This is a genomic window from Bradyrhizobium sp. MV1.5 (genome assembly GCF_055807615.1).
Map to the genome: position 1 here is coordinate 31,115 of NZ_JBVVPL010000029.1, position 18,323 is coordinate 49,437.

Sequence of the window (18,323 nt, forward strand, 5' to 3'; positions counted from 1 at the left end):
GGATTGCTTCGCTTCGCCCGCAATGACGAAAAAAACGCCGGCTTGCGCCGGCGTTTTGTTTTTTCAGAGTGCCGCGTCCGCTCAGTCGAACAGCGCGTCGATGTCGTCCTGCGAGGCGTGGCCGACGTCGCCGGCGAGCTTCGGGCCGTTGAGAAGCTTGTCGTCATCGCTGCGGGTGTCGACCTGCGGCACGACGTGGGACTTGATCGCGTCGACGCCGCCCCAGATCTCCATCATGGAATTGATGTGCTGCTCGATGAACTTCATCGTGCTCATGACCTTGCTGATGCGCTGGCCGGTCAGGTCCTGGAAGTTGCAGGCTTCGAAGATCGAGATGACGCGTTCCTGGATATCGTCGGCGAGCCGCTTCTGCTGATCGGCCGATTGCACCTTGGCCATCGCGCTGGCCGCCTGGTCGATCGACTCGGCGGCTTCGAGGATCTGCTGGGTTGCCTGTTCGGTGCCGCCGACGACCGCGCCGAGCTCGCCATTGACCTTGGCCATTTCGCCGCCGTCGAAGCTCTTGCCATGCAGTGTCGCGATCTCGCGCTTGGTACGGTCGATGGCGTCGTGGATGAGGTCGAGCTCGACCTTCAGCTTCTCGCACTGCTCGATCTGCGCCCGGTAGGTATCGAGCATGGTGCGGGCTTCGGAGAGCTCGTGGGCCGTGGAGGCGTCGATCGCCGCCATGGCGGCGCTGCCGGACAAGGGCGCGGTGCCCTTCGCCATCTGTGCACGGATCGCACGCAACTCGGCCATGATCTCGCTATGCATCGGCGCAGCCTCCTCAATCATTTCGGGGCTGGGCATCTCGCCGACAATAGCCTCCTCGACACGAAAACGTTTGCGGTGAATAGCCATCAAGAACTCCCCCCACCTCACTCACGCGTCTTTGTAGGCAGAAGCGATTTAACACGAAGTTCACAGCCGGAACTATCGTCCCGGTTGTGCGCGACAGCTTGCAAACGAGCGATTAACCATGCGTGCGCGGCGTTCATCGAAAATAAACGCTGATCGCCAAATTGCACCGCTGCCGACGACGTGGTGAATCGAAACGGCGTTTCCGTTTACCAAACAAAACGGCTTTTGCTCTTTATTGACCACGTCGCGGGTGCGGATCAGCCATCACCTCGCCACGACGCGTGTGATCTAGACGAAACAGTACAGAGTACGTCGATGTTCAAGAAAATGTCTGTTGCGCTGCTTGGCAGCGCTTGCACCTTCATTGCCGGCGCCAACAGCGCCAGCGCCTTCGACAATAGCGTGCCGAACGATCCGCCCACGGTGCTCTACCAGCCGCAGGTGCCGCCTGCGCCGGTGCGCGTCGCCTCCAATTCGAACATGGGCGGCGGCTTCATCGAGTTCATCTTCGGCGACGGGCCCGGTCGCGGTCCGGCCTACGCTCCGCAGCAGCCGGTGTATCAGCAGCAGCCAGGTTACTATGACCAGCGTCGCCTGCCGCCGATGGGCGAGCCGCAGATGCAGGGCGCAGGTCTCCAGCAGGAGGCGGTGGATCCGCGGCAGCGTCAGTTCGACCCGAGATTCGAGAAACAACTCGTTGACTATAGCGGCAACGAAAGCGCCGGCACGGTCGTGGTCGATACGCCGAACAAATTCCTCTATCTGGTCGAGGGCAATGGCCGCGCGATGCGCTACGGCATCGGCGTCGGCCGCCCCGGCTTCACCTGGTCCGGCGTGAAGTCGATCACGGCGAAGCGCGAATGGCCGGCGTGGACCCCGCCGGCGGAAATGATCGCGCGCCGTCCTGACCTGCCGAGGCACATGGAAGGCGGCCCGGAAAATCCGCTTGGCGCGCGCGCGATGTATCTGGGCTCCACGCTCTACCGCATCCACGGCTCCAACGAGCCCTGGACCATCGGCACCAACGTCTCCTCAGGCTGCATCCGCATGCGCAACGAGGACGTCATCGACCTCTACGGCCGCGTCAATGTCGGCACCAAGGTCGTGGTGATGTGAGACCTGACGGCATGCTTTGATGCCGGGGAAGTGAACGATCGTGAAGGGATGGCGGACTGGTGCGGCAAGGGCCGAAGCCTAGCTACGCATGGCAACTCAATAGGAGCAATTGCGATGCGTACGATCTTGGCGTTGGGTATCCTTGTCGCCCTGACCGCCTCGGCCAGTGCCGGGACGGCAAATCATAAGCGGCATGTCGCGCCTGCCACACAAAGTTTCGCCCCCCATGTCACGCCGCGTGCGGCTGCGGGCTTTGCCTATGTTCCCTACGCGGCCCCGTACTCGTCATCGGGCGGATACAGCGATCCTTACCAAAGCCAGCACTGGGGCGGCTGACCTCAATTACCCTTTGAAACAAGACGGCCGCTCGATGGGCGGCCGTTTCGCTTTGGAGCAAGGATAAAAAGCGTCAGGCGTAATCGCTGCCGCCATCATCTCCGCCGCCGAAATCGCTGTCGTCGGCGAGGTCGATATTATCGTCGCCATTGTCGTTCTGATCGTTGTAATTCTGGTCGTCGTTCGAAGCGTGGTCGGCGAAGCCCTGCCGGGACGCATCACCACGGTCGCGGTTCGACCCGATGTCGTCGAGGCCGGCATCGCGCGCGAGCGAGCCGCCGGACTGATCGCTGCCGCTCCAGGGACCTCCACCAGCGCTGCGATCGCCCAGAGCATTGGTGTCGCCGAAGGCCTGCTGATGCGATCCGCCCATCATGCCGCGGATGCTGGAGAGCAGCAGCGAGCCGCCGACGACGCCGGCCGCGGCTGCCGCCGCCGTGCCGAGGAACGAGCCGCCGCCACCGCCGACCGGCGGCGCGCCATAGCCCTGGCCTGGGCCCTGACCGTATGCCTGCCCATAAGGCGGCTGGCCGTAACCGGGCTGGGTCTGCTGCATCGCCTGGCCGCTGTTCCACACCGGCCGCGAATCACGCGGCGGCACGTTCGGAACCGAGCCGCGCGACGGGCCCCCGCCGAATAGCGTGTCGCGCATGGTGTCCAGGAAACCACCAGACTGCGCCTGCTCGGGCGCCTGCGCCGCCTCCAGCTCCTGGATGCGATTGTGAGCACGCTTCAGCGCCTCGTCCTGCAACAGCGTGGTCTGCACCAGCGCATAGATCGCGCCGGGCGCCTTGCGCAGGCCGTCGGAGATCGCGGCGATCGCGTCGGGATCGCGCGGTGCATTTTCCAGTTTCGAAAGCCGGTCGAAAAGCTCGTCGACGAGTTGGCGTTCCTGCGGCGTCATGGTCAGTCTCCCTCGCGCAAAACAAGCGCGAGGCAGATGTAGGGTTCCATTGTGGCCCCAACAGTGCCGGCTGGATTAAATTTCGGTATGCGACAAGCTGGCTCGCCGGCGGCTTTCTCGCAAACTTTCGCCGGTTCACCCCAGCGTGACGCCGCTGTCCGTCAGCAGGCGCGCGAAGGCATCGCCGGCGAGATAGGCGTGCTCGCGTTCGCGGACATCCGTCATCGGGTCGAGCCCGGTGAGGATGTCGTCGACGAAGCCGGGATGGCACATGATGAGGCCGCCATCCGGCAGGCCTTCGAGGAATTGCCGCATCAGCGCGCCGAAATCGGCCGCCTGCGTGAAATCATAGGCGCCGGCGAAACCGGGATTGAAGCGGAGGCCCGCGCTGCCGGCGCGGCGGCGGAATTGCGCGCTGAGGATATCGAGCACCATGGCTTTCGGTGAGGCCAGCCGCTGCATCAGCGGCAGGTCGCGGCCGCCCTGGCGCACCCAGGCTTTTGGCGCGGCTTCGGCGACTGCCTCGACAAAGCCGTCGCGCACCTGCGGGTAGAGCTGCACATGCTGATGACCGTCGACGAAGTCAGGCGCGCGTCCGAACGCTTTCGCGAAGGCTGCCAGCTGCGCCTTGACCTCGTTGCGAAAGAATTCGCGGTCGAGCCTTCGCGCAAGACCCGCGCGCAGCAGCTTCGGAAACGGGAGAAACATGTCGCCGTCGAGCGGACGGAAATGCATGGTGAGCGGCCGGAACGGTGCCGACAACGTCACGTGCAATCCGATCGCGCAGCGCGGGCTCGCTTGCGCCGCCGTCTGGAGCGCCTCGATCTCGCTGCGCTCGACCGCAGGTCCCACCATCATCACCGAGGTGGCGTTGAGACGGCCGCGTTCGATCAGGTCGCGGATGGCGCGATTGACGCCCGGGCTGATGCCGTAATCGTCGGCGCAGAGCCAGATCCGCCGCGGCGGCGCGGCCGCGCTCATTCGGCCGCCGTCCTCTTCGAGGCGTCCAGGCTTGAAGCGTCCTGGCTTGAAGCATCCTGGGCCTTGTCGGTCTCGAAATGCTTTTCACTGTGCTCGGCGACGAAGTAGATCGGCCGCGCCTTCAGCTCGGACAGGATCTTGCCGATATATTCGCCGACGATGCCGATCATGATGAGCTGCACGCCGCCGATCGTCATCAGGCCGATCACGAGTGAGGGATAGCCGGGCACCTGCTTGCCGGTGGTCAAGACCTCCCACAGGATCGACAGACCAAACAGGAACGCTCCGCCTGCGAGGATCACGCCGAGCAGGCTGGCGAAGCGCAGCGGGGCCACCGAGAACGAGGTGACGCCTTCGATCGAAAGACCAAGCAGACGCGCGGCGCTGAAGGTCGTCACGCCATGGGTGCGCGGCGCGGGCTCGTAATCGACGCGGATCTGGCGGAAGCCGATCCAGCTCGCGAGGCCCTTGAAGAAGCGGTTGCGCTCCGGCAACTGCCTCAGCGCTGCGACCGCGCGCGGCGACAGCAGGCGGAAGTCGCCGGCGTCTTCGGGAATCTTCTGGCGCGCGCCCCAATTGATCAGCGCATAGAAGCCGCGACCGGCAAGCCGCCGCAGGAACGGTTCGTTGTCGCGATGCGCCTTGGCAGTATAGACGACGTCGTAGCCGTCCTCGATCCAGTGCCGCACCAGTCGCTCGACCAGCGACGGCGGATGCTGGCCGTCGCCGTCCATGAACAGCACCGCGCCGAGCTTGGCATGGTCGAGGCCGGCCATCAGCGCGGCCTCCTTGCCGAAATTACGCGATAGCGACACCACCTGGACGTCGACCGCGTCGGCCGGCAGTGAGCGGGCGATCGACAGCGTCGCGTCCGCACTGCCGTCGTCGACATAGACGATCTCGCAAGCCAAGCGATAGCGTTGCCGCAAGGTCTTTGCGAGATCGCAGATGCGCTGGTGCAAGGCGGCGAGACCGGCCGCTTCGTTGTAGAGCGGGACGACAATCGACAGTCCCTTCGCGGCGGCGCTTGCCGCGGTGGTCGTCATGCCGGAAACGTCAGAGCCCAGCGTCATCGATCAAGGTTCCAGAGGCGATCAGGTTCTCTTGCAAGGTCATCTCGACAGCATATGGTAGCTGCCGTTTGCTGTCGCTACGCTGAACGGAATTGCTCAACAAACTTTGGGCTCACTGTCGCAGGAACGCCTCGAGCCTGGCGAACAGCGGGTTCTCCCGGTCGAACACGTAATCCAGCGAAACCACCGAGACGGTCTCGGCGCCATGCCCGCGCAGGAAGCTCGCGAGTGCATAGAGCTGGCCCGGCGGGCAGTGCAGCGTGAGCATGCCTGACGAGGTCGGCCCGCCGAACGGGGCTTCGACGCCGAAGCGCTCGTGGGCCTCGGTGAGCATGGCCGCGTCGCACTGGCGGAAGCGGGTGCGGACTTCCCGGTATTTGTTGGCCCGCGCCCGCGCCGCGATGTGATCGAGGATGATTCGCGCGGTCTCCCGCGCCTGCGGCGACCAATCGGCGTCCCTTGAGGCGACCAGATTGGCCTGGCTGCGCAGGATCACGCCGTCGTCGAGCACCCGCAATCCGTTGGCGGCGAGTGTCGCGCCGGTCGTGGTGATGTCGACGATCAACTCGGCACTGCCGGCGGCCGGTGCGCCTTCGGTCGCGCCCGTGCTTTCGACAATGCGGTAATCGGTGATGCCCTGGCTCTGGAAGAAGGCGCGGGTGAGATTGATGAACTTGGTCGCGACCCGCATCCGCATGTGATGCTGCTCGCGGAAGCCGGTGGTGACATCGTCGAGGTCGGCCATGGTGCGGACGTCGATCCACGCCTGCGGCACCGCGACGACGACGTCGGCACAGCCGAAGCCGAGGCCTTCGATCAGGGAGACGCGCTTGTCGGCGTCCGCGATGGTCTCGCGCACCAGATCCTCGCCGGTGACGCCGAGATGCGCCGAGCCGCGGGACAGTTGCGAGGCGATCTCGCTCGCCGAGAGATAGGCGACCTCGACATTGTCGAGGCCCGCGAGCGTGCCGCGATAGTCGCGGGCGCCGCCCGCCTTCGCCAGCTTGAGCCCGGCGCGGGCGAAGAAGGCCTCGGTGTTTTCCTGCAGGCGGCCCTTGGAGGGAACGGCCAGAACGAATGGCGCGCTCATGACTTAAGCTCCCACCTTGCGGCCGATCCGGGTCAGCGCATCCACCCAGACCGAGAAACCGACCGCGGGAATCGGCTCGGCCGATCCAAGCTGGGTCATCAGCCCGTCATAGCGGCCGCCGGCGACCAGCGGCTCGGCGCCGTTGCCGCGATGATGCAGCTCGAATTCGAAGCCGGTGTAGTAGTCGAGCCCGCGTCCGAACGCGGTCGAAAAGCGCGTCCCCTTCACATCGATGCCGCGCGCCGCCATGAAGCCGACCCGGCTTTCGAACTGGTCGACCGCAGCACTGAGGTCGAGCTTCGCGTCATTGGTGAGCGCGCGCAGCTCGGCGACGGCGTCATCGGGGTTACCCGATATCGACAGGAAACGCTTGAGCACGGCGATGGCCTCGCGCGGCAGCGCGCCGCCCTTCAGCGTCGACTGCTCGAGGAAGCGGTCGGCAATCTCGGCGGTGGTGCGGCCGCCGACATTGGTGGTGCCGGCGATCGACATCAGATCGGTAACGAAAGCGAGCGCCGCCTTGCGGTCGGAGCCGGCGAGCGCCGCAAGCACGCCCTCATATTCGCTGCGGGTCGCGGTGGTCGCGGCTGCCAGCCGCTCCAGATCCTGCTCCAGGCTGATCTTGCGGTTGAAATCCTTGACCAGGCGGCGGCGCCAGACTGGATAGAGGTCGAGCGCGTCGAGCAGCGCGTTGAACAGCGCCACGTCGCCGGTGCGGATCTCGACGTCGCGGACCCCGAAGGCGGCGGTCGCCTCCAGCGCCAGTGCCAGCATCTCGGCATCGGCCGCGGCGCGGTCCTGGCGGCCGAACGATTCGATGCCAGCCTGCAGGAATTCGCTGCTCTGGCCATTGCGGTAGCGGAACACCGGACCGAGATAACTGAACCCGGCCGGCTGGCGGGCACGGCCAGAGCTGAGGTAATCGCGGGCCACCGGAATGGTCAGGTCCGGGCGCAGGCAGAGCTCCTCGCCGGAGAGGTCCGTGGTCAGGTACAGGCTCTTGCGGATATCCTCGCCGGAGAGATCAAGGAACGGTTCGGCCGGCTGCAGGATGGCAGGCTCGGCCCTGACATAGCCGGCCTGCGCGAACGACAGCAGCAGCGTGTCCGCCCAGGCGGCGGAGCCGGCAGCATTTGAGGTGGCAGTCGGAGTCATCTCGGGGTCCATCATCCCGGTGGAACCGGGCAGGGCAAGCAAGGGAAGCGAATTGCCGCAGGCCTTAGCATGGCCCGAAAGCGGTTTCGACCTCCAAAGGATCAATCGCTTAACAGTGTCGGAGCGACGCGCAGTCATCACAGGAGGCGAAGCTTAAATTAGGTCTCGCGCCAACTCAGGTAATATAATACCTTATTATCCCGCTGCATCGACCCAGATGGACAGGGAGGCCTCACCCTCATTCATTTCGGGGCAGGGACGTCTCCGGGGCGCTTCCATGGGTCGCCTGGGGCGGAAAGCTCGGCCGCCTCCTCCGCAACTCATCCGCGAGCTGCTCGGCCCGTTTGAGAACGCTCCACAGGTCGCATACTCAATTTGGGTAGGGGGACGATCCGTTCGCGGAACCTTCGTTTACAATGCGAAAGTTGGTTTCCGATTCATACGCAACGCAACAGATGTTATCCGTTCGGTCTCGTGACACGCGCTGGCCGCTGATTTCGATCTGCAAGACGTTCCGGCACTACGACGAATTCGATCCGCTCGACCTTCTGATCGTTCATGCCACTCTCAATGCCGCGCGACCTGCGGCGCGCCGGCGTCAACGAGCCGAATGATTTGCGTGGCCCTAAGTCGCCGTTTCCAAGAAGAAGCCTAGGTAAGCAGTAGAACATGGATCAAAGCCGTCTAGTCCCTGCTCGCGAGGGAATGCAAAAGAGTGCGGCGGATCGCTTGATGTCGTTCCAGGATCTCAAGCCGTCCTCGGCGCTCGAGCTCAAATCGTATGACATTGATCATTTCGGCGAGACCGAGAAATACGCCGGCGCATCGAGCATGCCGTTGTCGGCCGGGGCGACCGCGATCATGCGTGCCCGGCTCACCTTGCCGACCCTGACCCTGTCGCTGTTGAAAACCTTCCCCCGCATCATTCGCGGCTATCAGCTCACCAATGCTGCCGCAGTGGTGGTCCCGATGGATCACGTGACCTCTGCCCGCATCAACGGGCATGCGATCGGCGGCTCTGTCATCATTCTAAAAGGAGGTTCAGATTGCCTGGTGCATGAGCCGGAGGGGCGTCTGCTGGCTGTCGTCTACTTCAGCCCATCCGGGCGTGAGCCATGGCCTGAATTAGGCGATGGATGCCATTTGCTGAATCCGGCGCCGGACGTGCTTGCCTCGCTGCGCCGTCTGATCTCGATATCGCTTGAAACCGCAGCAAATGACCCAGACTTCCTGAACGAGCCGGCTTCGCAAACGATTGTCGAACAGTCACTGCTCAGCACGATGGATGCGGCGATCTGGTCCAGCGTCGCAAGCGGACCTGTGTCATCCACCACCGAGCATTATCGGCGGATCGTAGCCGATATGGAGAAACTGATCCGGCGCGATCTGATGATCTGGCACAAGACGACCGAACTGGCGGAACAGGCGGGCGTGTCGGTCCGGACTCTCCAGAGTGCGACACGGGCCATCTGCGGCATGAGCCCACATCGCTATAGCCGAGTCTTACGCCTCTGGTCGGTGCGCAAGCAACTGCGCACCGGTCGAGTAGGCCGGAGTGTGAAGTCCTGTGCGCTTGCGCATGGTTTCTGGCATCTCAGCGAGTTCGCAGCCAGCTACAGAGAGGCTTTCGGAGAGTTGCCTTCCGAGACTCTGAACCGATCGCTACGAGGCGAATAGCAAGGTGCGGTCGCCCTCTACCTGGTTCGGTGGCCTTGGGCTGCTCGGATGATCGGCAGCTGAAGGCCAACCAAATATTGCCTTAGCCGCGTTCACCACCCCAGTCGCCCAGCACCGCCTGCACCAGCGCCAGCGCGGCCACCGCGGCCGTGTCGGCCCGCATAATCCGGGGTCCCAGCGCCAGCCGCAGGATTTTCGGCTGCCGCAGCAGCAGCGCCCGCTCTTCCTCGGCAAAGCCGCCTTCGGGGCCGATCAGCACGTCGATGCCCTCCGCCGTGCCTGCGCCTTGCAGGCTTCGAACGGGGTTTTCGAGCTCCGCCGCCTCGTCGCAGAAGATCAGCAGCCTGCCGACGGCGCGCTGGCTGAGGAAGCGCTCCAGCGGCATCGGTTCGGCAACGGTGGCGATGCTGAGAATGCCGCATTGCTCGGCCGCCTCGACGACATTGGCGCGCATCCGCTCGGTATTGACGCGGGAAGCCTGGGTAAACCGGGTCAGCACCGGCTGAAGGCTGGCGGCGCCCATCTCGATGGCCTTCTGCACCATGTAGTCGAGCCGGGCATGCTTGAGCGGGGCGAAGACGTAGGCGAGGTCGGGCAGCCGGTCCTGCGGCCGGGTCTGCTGGAGGATGACGAGGCCGTCCGGCCGCTTGCGGCCTTCAATGGCGGCCTGCCATTCGCCGTCGCGGCCGTTGAACGCCAAAACCTCGGCCCCGGCGGTAAGCCGCAGTACATTGCCGAGATAATTGCTCTGGTCGCGGTCGAGCTCGACCCTGCCGTCCTGGGCCAGGGGGGCATCAACGAACAGGCGGGGGCCGCGGAAATCGTAGGAAGGCATTGTCAAAGGTCCGATTTGCCGCCGTTCTTAACCGAAAGCAGTACTTTCGGGGTAAATTTTGCCAAAACGGTGCGTCGGCGCGCCGCGCTCTCGCCCTATTCAACGGGTTGTTAAGGGCCGGCGGGAATCGTAAAATCGCGAGCACGCTGGTTGCGCTTCTATTGGGAAGACGCCGAACCCCGCAAGCTCCTGCCGGAGAGACTGCCTTGATGATCCGTCATTTGATGGTTCCGATCACTGCCGCCATGGTCACGATGGGCGCCGTTGGTGCCTATGCGCAGGGTTTCCCCGCGCCGCTGCCGAGCCAGGCCCAAACGAGTTCCGCCTTCCCGCCCGTGAATGGCTCGGCGCCCGTCGCCTCTGTCGGCGGCGCGCCGCAATCGTCCTTTCCCGTGAACGGCGCCGCACCGGTCGGTGGCGCCGGCGCCTTCAGCGCGGCCCCGCCGACGCAAGCCGGTCCCAGCGAGGACTGCATGAAGGCCTTCATGCCTCTGCGCGAGGATGCCGAAAAGCGCGGCAAGCTGATCAAGGCCGCGAGCGACCGTCACGCCCCGCCCGACGAGGCCTGCAAGCTGATCCGCAATTTCAGCCACGCTGAGACCAAGATGATCAAGTTCATCGAGGCCAACGCCTCGAAGTGCGGGATTCCGGCGCAGGTCGGCGCGCAGATGAAGGACGGCCACAAGAACACCGAAACCATGGCGGCGAAGGTCTGCAATGTTGCGCAGCAGATGCAGAACCAGCCGCGCGGTCCGGCCGGTCCGTCGCTGAGCGAAGTGCTGGGTTCGGGCTCGGCGCCCGAGGCCAATGCGGGCAAGAAGGGCGGCAGCACCTTCGATACACTCAACGGCAACGTCCTGACCCGATGATACACGTGCCGCCGATTTGAAGTTCCTACGGTGCCTGCCGCGAGATCCTCTTAGGAACTTCAAATCGATAAGCGGCACGTGAATTATAATTTCTTGCTAGTGCCCTTGTAGTTTTCGAAGTTCGTACCGGAATACGCCGCGATGGAATACGAACTTCGAAAACTGGGCACTAGCACATCCGCCCGCGTTGCCGATTCTACCGGCAACTGGGTTGATACGCGCGCACCGCAATGGGCGCGGCCTTATCTGCGCTTGTCCCGCTTCGATCGTCCGATCGGCTCCTGGCTTCTGTTGATGCCGTGCTGGTGGTCGGCGGCGCTCGCCGCCGGAATGGCGCATGACGTCCGCGGCCTGCCGCTCACCATCATCCTTTTCTTCATCGGCGCCTTCGTGATGCGAGGGGCAGGCTGTACCTGGAACGACATCACCGACCGTGACCTCGACGACAAGGTCGAGCGCACCCGCTCGCGGCCGCTGCCGTCGGGCCAGGTGAGTGCGAAGCAGGCGCTGGCCTTCATGGTCGCGCAAGCGCTGATCGGGCTCGTGGTGTTGCTGCAGTTCAACCGCTTTGCGATCCTGACCGGCATTGCCTCGCTGCTGATCGTCGCGATCTACCCGTTCATGAAGCGCATCACCTGGTGGCCGCAGATCGTGCTCGGGCTCGCGTTCTCCTGGGGCGCCCTGATGGGATTTGCCGTCACCTTCGGACGGATCGACGTCACCGCGCTCGTGCTCTATGCCGGCGCGATTTCCTGGGTGATCGGCTACGACACGATCTACGCGCATCAGGACGCCGAGGACGATGCGCTGATCGGCATCAAGTCCACCGCGCGCCTGTTCGGCACGCATACGCACCAGGCGCTGATCCTGTTCTACGGCCTGGCGGTGCTGCTGATCGGCGTGGCGCTGGCGTCGGGCGATGCGCGCTGGCCGGCCTGGCTCGGACTTGGGGCCTTCGCCGTGCATCTGGCCTCGCAGATCGCGCGGCTGAATATCAGCGACGGCGATCTCTGCAAGCGCCTGTTCTATTCGAACCGAGATGCGGGATTTCTGCTGTTTGCGGGTTTGCTGGCCGACGCGGTGATACGGGCGGCTTAAGTCCGGGCGATGATCTCGTGCTCATCGCGATGCACCGACAACTCCCGTGCGACACCGGTGCGGCGACGCATCAGAAATTTTGGACGGCGGTCGCGGATCGCGTTGGCGCGGCGACGGCGCGGCGCGGGTTTGCGTGCGCCTTCGTCGAGCTGCGGAAGCGCGAACAGCTCGCTCCAGATCGCCCAGGCTTCAACGAGTTCGTCACCATCGGCGCTGACCAGCAGCGGAATGGAGAGCGAGGGATCGCGATGCACGAGGACGAGGGTCTGGGCCTCGTCGTTGCCGCGCAGCGCGACGCCGGTGAAGTCGCTGACGCGGACGTTGATCGCCATCCGCATGCCGCGGACGGCACGGTGCAGCACGACACGTTCGCGATGAAGTTCGATCTGCCGGACATATCCGTCGGCGCGCGGATCATGCGCATCGAAGCGGACCGGAAGGGAAAGGGGGTGGGGCCCCCCGGGGGGGGGGGCCCCCCGGGGGGGGGGGCCCCCCCCCCCCGCGCCTGGCCATGGCGGCCGAGACGCCTCGTACGGCCAGGGGCAAAGCCGGCAAGTCGCACGCTCCCCGCACCGCGCGCGCTGCTCATGGCACACCGAAGCATGCCGCAGAGACCGAAGGCACTGCAGCCAAGAGCGCCGCGCCAAAGAGCACCGCGCCGCGCCCGACCCGTGTGGCGAGCCTGAAGAAGCGCGCCTAGCAGACCCTACTGTCGCATGATGTTGGCGACGCAGAGCAAGACGATCAGCGCCAGGAAGAACAGGTCCATATAGGACTTGACCTCGCCGTCGCGCCGCAGCCGCGCGACGTCAACCACGACCTGCTTGCGCGTGTTCGTGCCGCCCGCACCGTCATTGATCGGGCCTTGTAGCCGCTTGGTCTCAGCCTCCAGCCGCTCGATCTTCTGGTAGAAGTAAAACGCCCGCAGCGTCGAAGCCGCGCGCATGCCGCTATAGATCAGCACCAGGATCGCGATGATCGCCCGGTTCTGGTACTTCTCCATGAAATTCAGGCTGAAATAGACCATCGCCATGAATGCGAAATTGGTCACGAAGCGATAGACGAAGCTTAAAAAGACCATGCGGGCTCAAGCCTTGAAGGGTGGCGCAACCGGACCGTGTTGCAAATGCGGGGATCAGGAGCCCAAACCGGAACAGCCGGCCTGAATGCCAATGCAGGCCCGTCTACGCCAACTTTGTTTCGACAAAGATACTATTGCCCCGGCAATGCCGCCTTTTAGCCACGCCCGGCCATAATGCAAGCCGGAGCACGGCCGCCGGTCCGTTCCGCGGACCTGCTGGCTGCAACGGCTCCTTGGAGATTTGGCCGAAGTCCCGATAGAATGGGGCCGCCACATGCGGGGTCTGCCGATGCCGAAGAAGGGAATCACCGGCCACGACGACTGGGTTCTGACCGAGGCGCTGGCGACTGCGCTGGTCGCGCTGGAGCAGCTCGACACCAAGCACCAGCCGAGCGCGCATATGGACGACATCCGCAAGATGCTCTCGAACGGCAAGGAGCCGGCGGCGGTGACCCTGCATCTCGCCCAGGCCAAATGCCGGCTGTTTCCCGACCTCGATCCGTTGGAGATCTACCGGGAATACGGCATCGGCGAGGAATATGGCTGAGGGCGCCGTTGACGGCCGGACTTAGGGCCCGCCGGCGACCGATCCCGCGATCACCATGACCAGCGCGGCCAAGTCGATCTGGCCGTTGACGATCAGCTCCTCCGTGGCTTTCGCATCGTCCGCGCGTTCGACCTTCAGCAATTGCGGCCGGTTGGCCGCCTGCCGCTTCAGCTCCTCGACGATGGCTTCCGTGAGTTTCTCTTCCAGCATGGGCTTGTCCTCAGGCCGCCATCGCACGGCAGGATTGTGCGCAGGAGCGGCACATGGCGACGCACTCGTCCATGCCGCCGACCCGCTCGCAATCCTCGGCGCATTCGCTGCAGATTTCGGCGCATTCGCCGCAGGTGTGCCGGTGACGCGGCGTGTTGATCAGCATGAAATGCGCCGCCGTCCGGCACATTTCGGCGCACGCCATCATCAGGCGGAAATGCTTGGGCTCGACGTGCTTGCCGCCGGTCTCGAGGCAATGGTTCATCGCCGTGCCGAGGCAGGTCTGATAGCAGCTCATGCATAGCGCGATGCATCGCGTCATGTCTTCGGATTGAGCCATCCGGTTTCTCCAATGCTCGCCCCTGCACCGCTCAACCCGTGGGATGTTGTGATCGTTCCTGCTGTCGTGCCGATTGTGGCTTAGGGGGAACCTCGCAAAGCTAGCCGTAACGCCTCGCGCGCACCGCCCGGTAGCGAGCATCGGTCTGCGGCTTGATGAACAGCGCCGCCACGCTTGGATGGCGTTTGCGTATCTCGGTCTCGATCGCAACGACGCATCGCTCGATGTCGTCGGCGCGCTTGTCATCCGCAAATTCGATGCTCAGCGCCGCAACGATTTCGACCGGCGACAGCTGCACCGTCAGGAGGCCGTTGGCCCTGAGCACGCCGGGCGACCGCCTTGCGATGTCGAGGACCGATCGCGCAAGCTCCGGATCGGCGGGCTCGCCGATCAGCAGGCTCTTGCTCTCGCGCGCGAGGCCGATCGACACGATCGCCAGCAATATCCCGATCAGGATCGAACCGATCCCGTCCCAGACCGGCTGGCGCAGCCATACGGCCGCTGCAGTGGCCGCCGCGGCAATGGCGATGCCGATCAGCGCCGCGCTGTCCTCGAGCAGCACCATGAATGCCGGAGGATCCTTGCTGCGAACGAAAGCCTGATAATATCCGAACCGCTGGCCGTCCGAACTGAAGCGCCGCAGGGCAACCAGCCAAGAGCCGCCTTCAAACAGGAACGACAGCCCGAGCACCACGAAGCTGACGATCGGACTTTCGATCGGCTCGGGTGCGGCGACATGCAGGATGCCCTGATAAAGCGAGACACCGGCGCCCAGCGCGAAGATCAGCAGCGCAACGATGAAGCTCCAGAAATACAGCTCGCGCCCATAGCCGAGCGGATGGGATTCGTCGGGCGAACGGCTTGCGCGCCGGTAGCCGTAGAGCAGCAGGATCTCGTTGGTCGTGTCGACGAGCGAATGCACCGCTTCGCTCGTCATGGCCGAACTTCCCGTCCAGGCGGCGGCGCCGATCTTCGTGACCGTGACCAGGACATTGCCGAAGAGCGCCGCATAGACCGCGGTCTTCGAGGATGATTCTGTTGCCAATGTCCGATACCCCGTTCCTCATGCCAGCCGCCGCGGCAGGCTGTGGTGGATCGTGCAGGCGGCGAGCGCGGCGTGGCCGAACGCGACCGAGATCTGGTGCAGGTCGGTGACGACGTCGCCGATCCCGTAGAGCCCGTCGACCGAGCTGCGCTGATGGTCGTCGACTTTCAGGTATCCCTCCCCGGTATGTTCGGCCCCCAGTGTCATCGCGAGTTGCGAGCGCACCTCCGCTCCCATCACCGGGTAGACCATCTCGAATTGCGCCGTCCGGCCGTCGGCGAAAACGGCTTCGACGCCGTCGTCTCTCCGCCTCAGGCGCAGGCCGGGCGCGACGACGATCTCGACACCCGCTTCCATCAGCTCCGGTGCCGCGGCCTTCCCGTCATCCTCGCCCGTTGCCAGCAACGTCACGTCTCGCGAGTAGCCGCGCATGAAGAGCGCCTTGCCGGCGGCGCGTTGAAGCGGACCGACGATGCCGATGCGACGGCCGATCGCCTCGTAGGCGTCGCAGACGGGACAGTAGCGCAACAGCCCGTCTGCGACCGCCGCGCGCCATTCATCGAACGGCGGATGGGCATCGACGATGCCGCTGGCAAGGATGACGGTGGCGGCGGTATGCGCGCCGCCGTTCCAGATCGCCTGAAAGCCTCGCTCGTGTCGGCGCAATGCGGTGACCTCGGCGTCAACGCGCGTGATCGCGAGCTCGCCCAGTTGCGCGGACATGCGCGCGAGCAGGTCGGTACCGGAAAGGCCGTGGACGAAGCCCGGCACATTGTGACTGCGCGGGATCAGCGCCGCCCGGCTCGCGCCTGCGTCCACGACACAGACGCGGCGCCGAAATCGCGCGAGGTAGATCGCAGCCATCAGCCCGGCGGGGCCGCCGCCGACGATCAGGCAATCATACGACTGATCATTCGCCGTCATTTGGGGTTTGGATCCGACAGGCCCGCACCGGGCGTGCGAAGCTGTCCGCTCCGCGCCAGCCGGACCGCATTGCCGAGTGCGCGCGCGACGTTCTGCACCTCTGTCTGGAATGCGCTGTCGTCATCGAGCGCGCGGTGCGAGGTGGCGTATGGCTCCATGTAGCCAACATAGCCATCGAGCTCGGCGAAGCGGCCGGCCGAGATCAACTGCATGTCGGTCAACCAGTCCGACAAGGCGCGGCGCACGCCCTCGGCACCGACCGCATCGCCGTGAACAACGAGGCCGAAATGACGGCCGGCGAGATGGCGTGGATAAGACCAGCCCTTCAGCTCCAGCGCCTTGGCTTCGTCCGCGTTCTTGCCGTGGGTCGAGGTCGGATCGGGATTGCCGCCGTCGGCGCAGACCATGCGATCCATCATCGCCTTAAGGCCGGCGGGCACGTGATACCAGTTCACCGGCGTCACGATCAGAATGCCGTGGGCTGCGACCCACAGCGGATAGATATCGTTCATCCAGTCGTCGGTCTGCCCCAGCGAATAGTTCGGATAGCAGCTGCACGGCCAGTGGCAGAGCGGCATCGCGGTTCCGACGCAGGATTTGCAGGGATGGATCGTCTTGCCGAACTCCGAAGCCAGGCGCGACAGATCGAGGATGTCGACGGCGAAGCCAAGCTCGGCAAAGACCGGCTCGGCGAGCTCGACCAGACGCCAGGTCTTGGACATCTCGCCGGGACAGGTGTGCTCGCTGCGCGCCGAGCCGTTGATGATGAGGATACGCGGCGTCTCGTCCGCATCGTCATGGCGTCGCTGCGCCGCCAGGATCTTCGCGCGCGCATCGAGCCAGTCGATGGCGATGTCGTAATCGGGATCGGAGAAACCCGCGCCCGCCTTTCGCGTCAGCGGGGCCTTGCGTGAATTGCTGTAGGCATCCCAGGCAGCATCAACGATGGCGTCGAGCTCGCGCTGGAGCGGTGCAAAGGCGGGATCGACGAACCGGCTCCTGTAGCGGCGCTCGAAGGCCTCGCGCGAGAGCTTGACGGGCGGCATCCCCTTGCGAATGTCGGCTTCCGTCATGCTGGCTCCTCGCGAGGTCGGTACAGTTCGACCAACCCGGGGCGCGGCGCGCGGTTCCTTCTCGCTCTCCTCTCGTCGCCCTACTGGCGGACAATTACCGGCGGCACATCGAACTGCGCGATGCGCTGGTCCAGCCGCCACAGTTCGATGCGGTGCACCAGCACCAGCGAGGCGGCCTCGCGCTTGGCCTGCTCATCATCGTCGCAGGCCAAATTGATGCACCCAAACACATGCCCGTCCGGATCGATCTGGAACGCGCGGTAGTGCTTGATGCTCCGCATCGTCAAGGTCCTCGCCTCGGGTAGACGGGTTCGCTCAACCAGTCCGTCAGGTTCGAGGTCACCTCGTTCTGCATGGCGCGCTGAAGCAGCATGTCGCGCTCCTTGCCGGGGGGCAGGCTGCGCGCGCGCTCGCGAGCGGTTTGGGCGAATGCCGCCAACCGCTCCTGGAGCGATTGGGTCTGTTTCCTGCGGTTGCGTTTCGCGGTCATTGTACTTTCACAAAGCCCTTCAGATGGAAGGAATTGGGAGGGGAGGAATTGGCCCCGGCGGGAGGTCGGCGCCGGGGCCACACTTCATGCCGGTTGGGGCGGCCCAGCCCGGCAGTGTTGGCAGCTTCGGCCGCAACCGCAGGTTCCGGCATTTCAATAAGTTAACAGTGCGTGATTTTGCCGGTGCGAAACGAAGCGGCCGAGCAGCGACGGATGCGCGCATTCCCTTCGCGCGCCGGCGCCACCTCGTCTGCGCCGGAACCGAAATGCTGATTCGCTGATTGACGAAGGACTTGAAGGAGGATCATCATGGCGAAAGCAGCATGGAAGCGGCCGGGCTCACCAATCGGCCGCAAAGGCCCGCGCAAGGCCAATCCCGCGTACAAGCGCCGGGCGCGCGAACGGTGGACACCTGCGGACGTGAGCAAGCTGAAGCAGCTCGCAAAAGGAAACACGCCCACGGGCGTCATGAGCATCAAGCTGCAGCGCCCGGTGGCGGCCATTCGCAGCAAGGCGCAACGCGAAGGCATTTCGCTCAAGCCCGTCAACCGCTCGCCTTACAACAGGCGATCCAAAGCAGCGAAGCGGCGCTGAGCGAGGCACCATCGCGGCGCGTAC

21 protein-coding genes and 2 pseudogenes are annotated in these 18,323 nt (G+C 64.7%); 7 read left to right on the forward strand and 16 right to left on the reverse strand.

The genetic code is table 11. The features are described 5' to 3' along the window. Nucleotides 1-81 precede the first annotated feature (81 nt). The gene (locus tag AC0L2J_RS24480; RefSeq protein WP_007614982.1) at nt 82-861 is read right to left on the reverse strand and encodes a protein phosphatase CheZ; all 780 of its coding nucleotides are present in this window, start codon (nt 859-861) and stop codon (nt 82-84) included. 315 nt (nt 862-1,176) lie between these two features. Between AC0L2J_RS24480 and AC0L2J_RS24485 the strand changes: the two genes are divergently transcribed. Continuing rightward, nucleotides 1,177-1,977, forward strand: coding sequence for a L,D-transpeptidase (locus AC0L2J_RS24485; protein ID WP_473394785.1), 801 nt, complete (start codon nt 1,177-1,179; stop codon nt 1,975-1,977). 409 nt (nt 1,978-2,386) lie between these two features. On the opposite strand, the gene AC0L2J_RS24490 is transcribed toward AC0L2J_RS24485, so the two are convergent. From AC0L2J_RS24490 to AC0L2J_RS24510, 5 genes are all read right to left on the reverse strand, one after another. Continuing rightward, nucleotides 2,387-3,217: a DUF2076 domain-containing protein gene (locus AC0L2J_RS24490; protein ID WP_473394786.1), complete on the reverse strand. Its 831-nt coding sequence runs from the start codon at nt 3,215-3,217 to the stop codon at nt 2,387-2,389. 135 nt (nt 3,218-3,352) lie between these two features. Further along, on the reverse strand, nt 3,353-4,198 hold the full coding sequence (locus AC0L2J_RS24495; protein WP_473394787.1) for a ChbG/HpnK family deacetylase: 846 nt from the start codon (nt 4,196-4,198) through the stop codon (nt 3,353-3,355). Next, nucleotides 4,195-5,271, reverse strand: coding sequence for a glycosyltransferase family 2 protein (locus tag AC0L2J_RS24500; protein ID WP_473394788.1), 1,077 nt, complete (start codon nt 5,269-5,271; stop codon nt 4,195-4,197). The genes AC0L2J_RS24495 and AC0L2J_RS24500 overlap by 4 nt, the downstream gene beginning before the upstream one ends. Nucleotides 5,272-5,383: 112 nt before the next feature. After that, nucleotides 5,384-6,361 carry an ATP phosphoribosyltransferase gene (gene hisG / locus AC0L2J_RS24505; protein ID WP_473394789.1) on the reverse strand — a complete coding sequence of 326 codons (978 nt, stop codon included), beginning with the start codon at nt 6,359-6,361 and terminating at the stop codon, nt 5,384-5,386. Between the two features lie 3 nt (nt 6,362-6,364). After that, nucleotides 6,365-7,516: an ATP phosphoribosyltransferase regulatory subunit gene (locus tag AC0L2J_RS24510; RefSeq protein ID WP_473394790.1), complete on the reverse strand. Its 1,152-nt coding sequence runs from the start codon at nt 7,514-7,516 to the stop codon at nt 6,365-6,367. Nucleotides 7,517-8,248: 732 nt separating this feature from the next. On the opposite strand from AC0L2J_RS24510, the gene AC0L2J_RS24515 reads away from it, so the two are divergent. Beyond that, entirely contained in the window at nt 8,249-9,193 is a 945-nt protein-coding gene (locus AC0L2J_RS24515) for a helix-turn-helix domain-containing protein (protein ID WP_473394791.1), read from the forward strand. Between the two features lie 82 nt (nt 9,194-9,275). Here AC0L2J_RS24515 and AC0L2J_RS24520 read toward each other — a convergent pair whose 3' ends face one another. Further along, on the reverse strand, nt 9,276-10,028 hold the full coding sequence (locus tag AC0L2J_RS24520; protein ID WP_007614960.1) for a 16S rRNA (uracil(1498)-N(3))-methyltransferase: 753 nt from the start codon (nt 10,026-10,028) through the stop codon (nt 9,276-9,278). A 209-nt stretch (nt 10,029-10,237) separates the two neighbouring features. On the opposite strand from AC0L2J_RS24520, the gene AC0L2J_RS24525 reads away from it, so the two are divergent. After that, nucleotides 10,238-10,897: a hypothetical protein gene (locus AC0L2J_RS24525; protein ID WP_007614958.1), complete on the forward strand. Its 660-nt coding sequence runs from the start codon at nt 10,238-10,240 to the stop codon at nt 10,895-10,897. A gap of 141 nt (nt 10,898-11,038) precedes the next feature. After that, nucleotides 11,039-11,995, forward strand: a complete 957-nt coding sequence (ubiA, locus tag AC0L2J_RS24530) for a 4-hydroxybenzoate octaprenyltransferase (protein ID WP_007614955.1) — start codon at nt 11,039-11,041, stop codon at nt 11,993-11,995. On the opposite strand, the pseudogene AC0L2J_RS24535 reads toward ubiA, so the two are convergent. Further along, nucleotides 11,992-12,447 (reverse strand): annotated as a pseudogene (locus AC0L2J_RS24535) (DUF6101 family protein); the annotation flags it as partial. The gene ubiA and the pseudogene AC0L2J_RS24535 sit on opposite strands and share 4 nt — an antisense overlap. A gap of 50 nt (nt 12,448-12,497) precedes the next feature. Here AC0L2J_RS24535 and AC0L2J_RS24540 point away from each other — a divergent pair. Next, nucleotides 12,498-12,695, forward strand: a pseudogene (locus AC0L2J_RS24540) (polysaccharide deacetylase family protein); the annotation flags it as partial. 6 nt (nt 12,696-12,701) lie between these two features. On the opposite strand, the gene AC0L2J_RS24545 reads toward AC0L2J_RS24540, so the two are convergent. Beyond that, nucleotides 12,702-13,076: a hypothetical protein gene (locus AC0L2J_RS24545; protein WP_007611365.1), complete on the reverse strand. Its 375-nt coding sequence runs from the start codon at nt 13,074-13,076 to the stop codon at nt 12,702-12,704. A 289-nt stretch (nt 13,077-13,365) separates the two neighbouring features. Between AC0L2J_RS24545 and AC0L2J_RS24550 the strand changes: the two genes are divergently transcribed. Beyond that, nucleotides 13,366-13,623 (forward strand): hypothetical protein, encoded by a 258-nt coding sequence (locus tag AC0L2J_RS24550; RefSeq protein WP_179950104.1) that lies wholly within the window; start codon nt 13,366-13,368, stop codon nt 13,621-13,623. Nucleotides 13,624-13,644: 21 nt separating this feature from the next. Here AC0L2J_RS24550 and AC0L2J_RS24555 read toward each other — a convergent pair whose 3' ends face one another. The 7 genes from AC0L2J_RS24555 to AC0L2J_RS24585 form a co-directional block, all read right to left on the reverse strand. Beyond that, nucleotides 13,645-13,833: a hypothetical protein gene (locus tag AC0L2J_RS24555; RefSeq protein ID WP_473394792.1), complete on the reverse strand. Its 189-nt coding sequence runs from the start codon at nt 13,831-13,833 to the stop codon at nt 13,645-13,647. 10 nt (nt 13,834-13,843) lie between these two features. Further along, the gene (locus AC0L2J_RS24560) at nt 13,844-14,173 is read right to left on the reverse strand and encodes a four-helix bundle copper-binding protein (RefSeq protein WP_473394793.1); all 330 of its coding nucleotides are present in this window, start codon (nt 14,171-14,173) and stop codon (nt 13,844-13,846) included. Nucleotides 14,174-14,273: 100 nt separating this feature from the next. Further along, entirely contained in the window at nt 14,274-15,218 is a 945-nt protein-coding gene (locus tag AC0L2J_RS24565; RefSeq protein WP_473394794.1) for a cation diffusion facilitator family transporter, read from the reverse strand. An 18-nt stretch (nt 15,219-15,236) separates the two neighbouring features. Further along, complete coding sequence (locus AC0L2J_RS24570) at nt 15,237-16,142, reverse strand: NAD(P)/FAD-dependent oxidoreductase (protein ID WP_473394795.1); 906 nt, start codon at nt 16,140-16,142, stop codon at nt 15,237-15,239. Continuing rightward, on the reverse strand, nt 16,139-17,215 hold the full coding sequence (locus AC0L2J_RS24575) for a flavodoxin family protein (protein WP_473394796.1): 1,077 nt from the start codon (nt 17,213-17,215) through the stop codon (nt 16,139-16,141). The genes AC0L2J_RS24570 and AC0L2J_RS24575 overlap by 4 nt, the downstream gene beginning before the upstream one ends. An 80-nt stretch (nt 17,216-17,295) precedes the next feature. Next, entirely contained in the window at nt 17,296-17,496 is a 201-nt protein-coding gene (locus AC0L2J_RS24580; protein WP_473394797.1) for a hypothetical protein, read from the reverse strand. A gap of 2 nt (nt 17,497-17,498) precedes the next feature. After that, the gene (locus tag AC0L2J_RS24585; protein ID WP_007611373.1) at nt 17,499-17,705 is read right to left on the reverse strand and encodes a hypothetical protein; all 207 of its coding nucleotides are present in this window, start codon (nt 17,703-17,705) and stop codon (nt 17,499-17,501) included. A 309-nt stretch (nt 17,706-18,014) separates the two neighbouring features. On the opposite strand from AC0L2J_RS24585, the gene AC0L2J_RS24590 reads away from it, so the two are divergent. Beyond that, nucleotides 18,015-18,299: a hypothetical protein gene (locus AC0L2J_RS24590; protein WP_007611375.1), complete on the forward strand. Its 285-nt coding sequence runs from the start codon at nt 18,015-18,017 to the stop codon at nt 18,297-18,299. Nucleotides 18,300-18,323 lie beyond the last annotated feature (24 nt).

Coding starts and splice junctions, on each gene's coding strand:
- AC0L2J_RS24480 (WP_007614982.1), bottom strand. CDS start 861: ATGGCTATTCACCGCAAACGTTTTCGTGTCGAGGAGGCTATTGTCGGC.
- AC0L2J_RS24485 (WP_473394785.1), top strand. CDS start 1,177: ATGTTCAAGAAAATGTCTGTTGCGCTGCTTGGCAGCGCTTGCACCTTC.
- AC0L2J_RS24490 (WP_473394786.1), bottom strand. CDS start 3,217: ATGACGCCGCAGGAACGCCAACTCGTCGACGAGCTTTTCGACCGGCTT.
- AC0L2J_RS24495 (WP_473394787.1), bottom strand. CDS start 4,198: ATGAGCGCGGCCGCGCCGCCGCGGCGGATCTGGCTCTGCGCCGACGAT.
- AC0L2J_RS24500 (WP_473394788.1), bottom strand. CDS start 5,271: ATGACGCTGGGCTCTGACGTTTCCGGCATGACGACCACCGCGGCAAGC.
- hisG (WP_473394789.1), bottom strand. CDS start 6,361: ATGAGCGCGCCATTCGTTCTGGCCGTTCCCTCCAAGGGCCGCCTGCAG.
- AC0L2J_RS24510 (WP_473394790.1), bottom strand. CDS start 7,516: ATGACTCCGACTGCCACCTCAAATGCTGCCGGCTCCGCCGCCTGGGCG.
- AC0L2J_RS24515 (WP_473394791.1), top strand. CDS start 8,249: ATGTCGTTCCAGGATCTCAAGCCGTCCTCGGCGCTCGAGCTCAAATCG.
- AC0L2J_RS24520 (WP_007614960.1), bottom strand. CDS start 10,028: ATGCCTTCCTACGATTTCCGCGGCCCCCGCCTGTTCGTTGATGCCCCC.
- AC0L2J_RS24525 (WP_007614958.1), top strand. CDS start 10,238: ATGATCCGTCATTTGATGGTTCCGATCACTGCCGCCATGGTCACGATG.
- ubiA (WP_007614955.1), top strand. CDS start 11,039: ATGGAATACGAACTTCGAAAACTGGGCACTAGCACATCCGCCCGCGTT.
- AC0L2J_RS24545 (WP_007611365.1), bottom strand. CDS start 13,076: ATGGTCTTTTTAAGCTTCGTCTATCGCTTCGTGACCAATTTCGCATTC.
- AC0L2J_RS24550 (WP_179950104.1), top strand. CDS start 13,366: ATGCCGAAGAAGGGAATCACCGGCCACGACGACTGGGTTCTGACCGAG.
- AC0L2J_RS24555 (WP_473394792.1), bottom strand. CDS start 13,833: ATGCTGGAAGAGAAACTCACGGAAGCCATCGTCGAGGAGCTGAAGCGG.
- AC0L2J_RS24560 (WP_473394793.1), bottom strand. CDS start 14,173: ATGGCTCAATCCGAAGACATGACGCGATGCATCGCGCTATGCATGAGC.
- AC0L2J_RS24570 (WP_473394795.1), bottom strand. CDS start 16,142: ATGACGGCGAATGATCAGTCGTATGATTGCCTGATCGTCGGCGGCGGC.
- AC0L2J_RS24575 (WP_473394796.1), bottom strand. CDS start 17,215: ATGACGGAAGCCGACATTCGCAAGGGGATGCCGCCCGTCAAGCTCTCG.
- AC0L2J_RS24580 (WP_473394797.1), bottom strand. CDS start 17,496: ATGCGGAGCATCAAGCACTACCGCGCGTTCCAGATCGATCCGGACGGG.
- AC0L2J_RS24585 (WP_007611373.1), bottom strand. CDS start 17,705: ATGACCGCGAAACGCAACCGCAGGAAACAGACCCAATCGCTCCAGGAG.
- AC0L2J_RS24590 (WP_007611375.1), top strand. CDS start 18,015: ATGGCGAAAGCAGCATGGAAGCGGCCGGGCTCACCAATCGGCCGCAAA.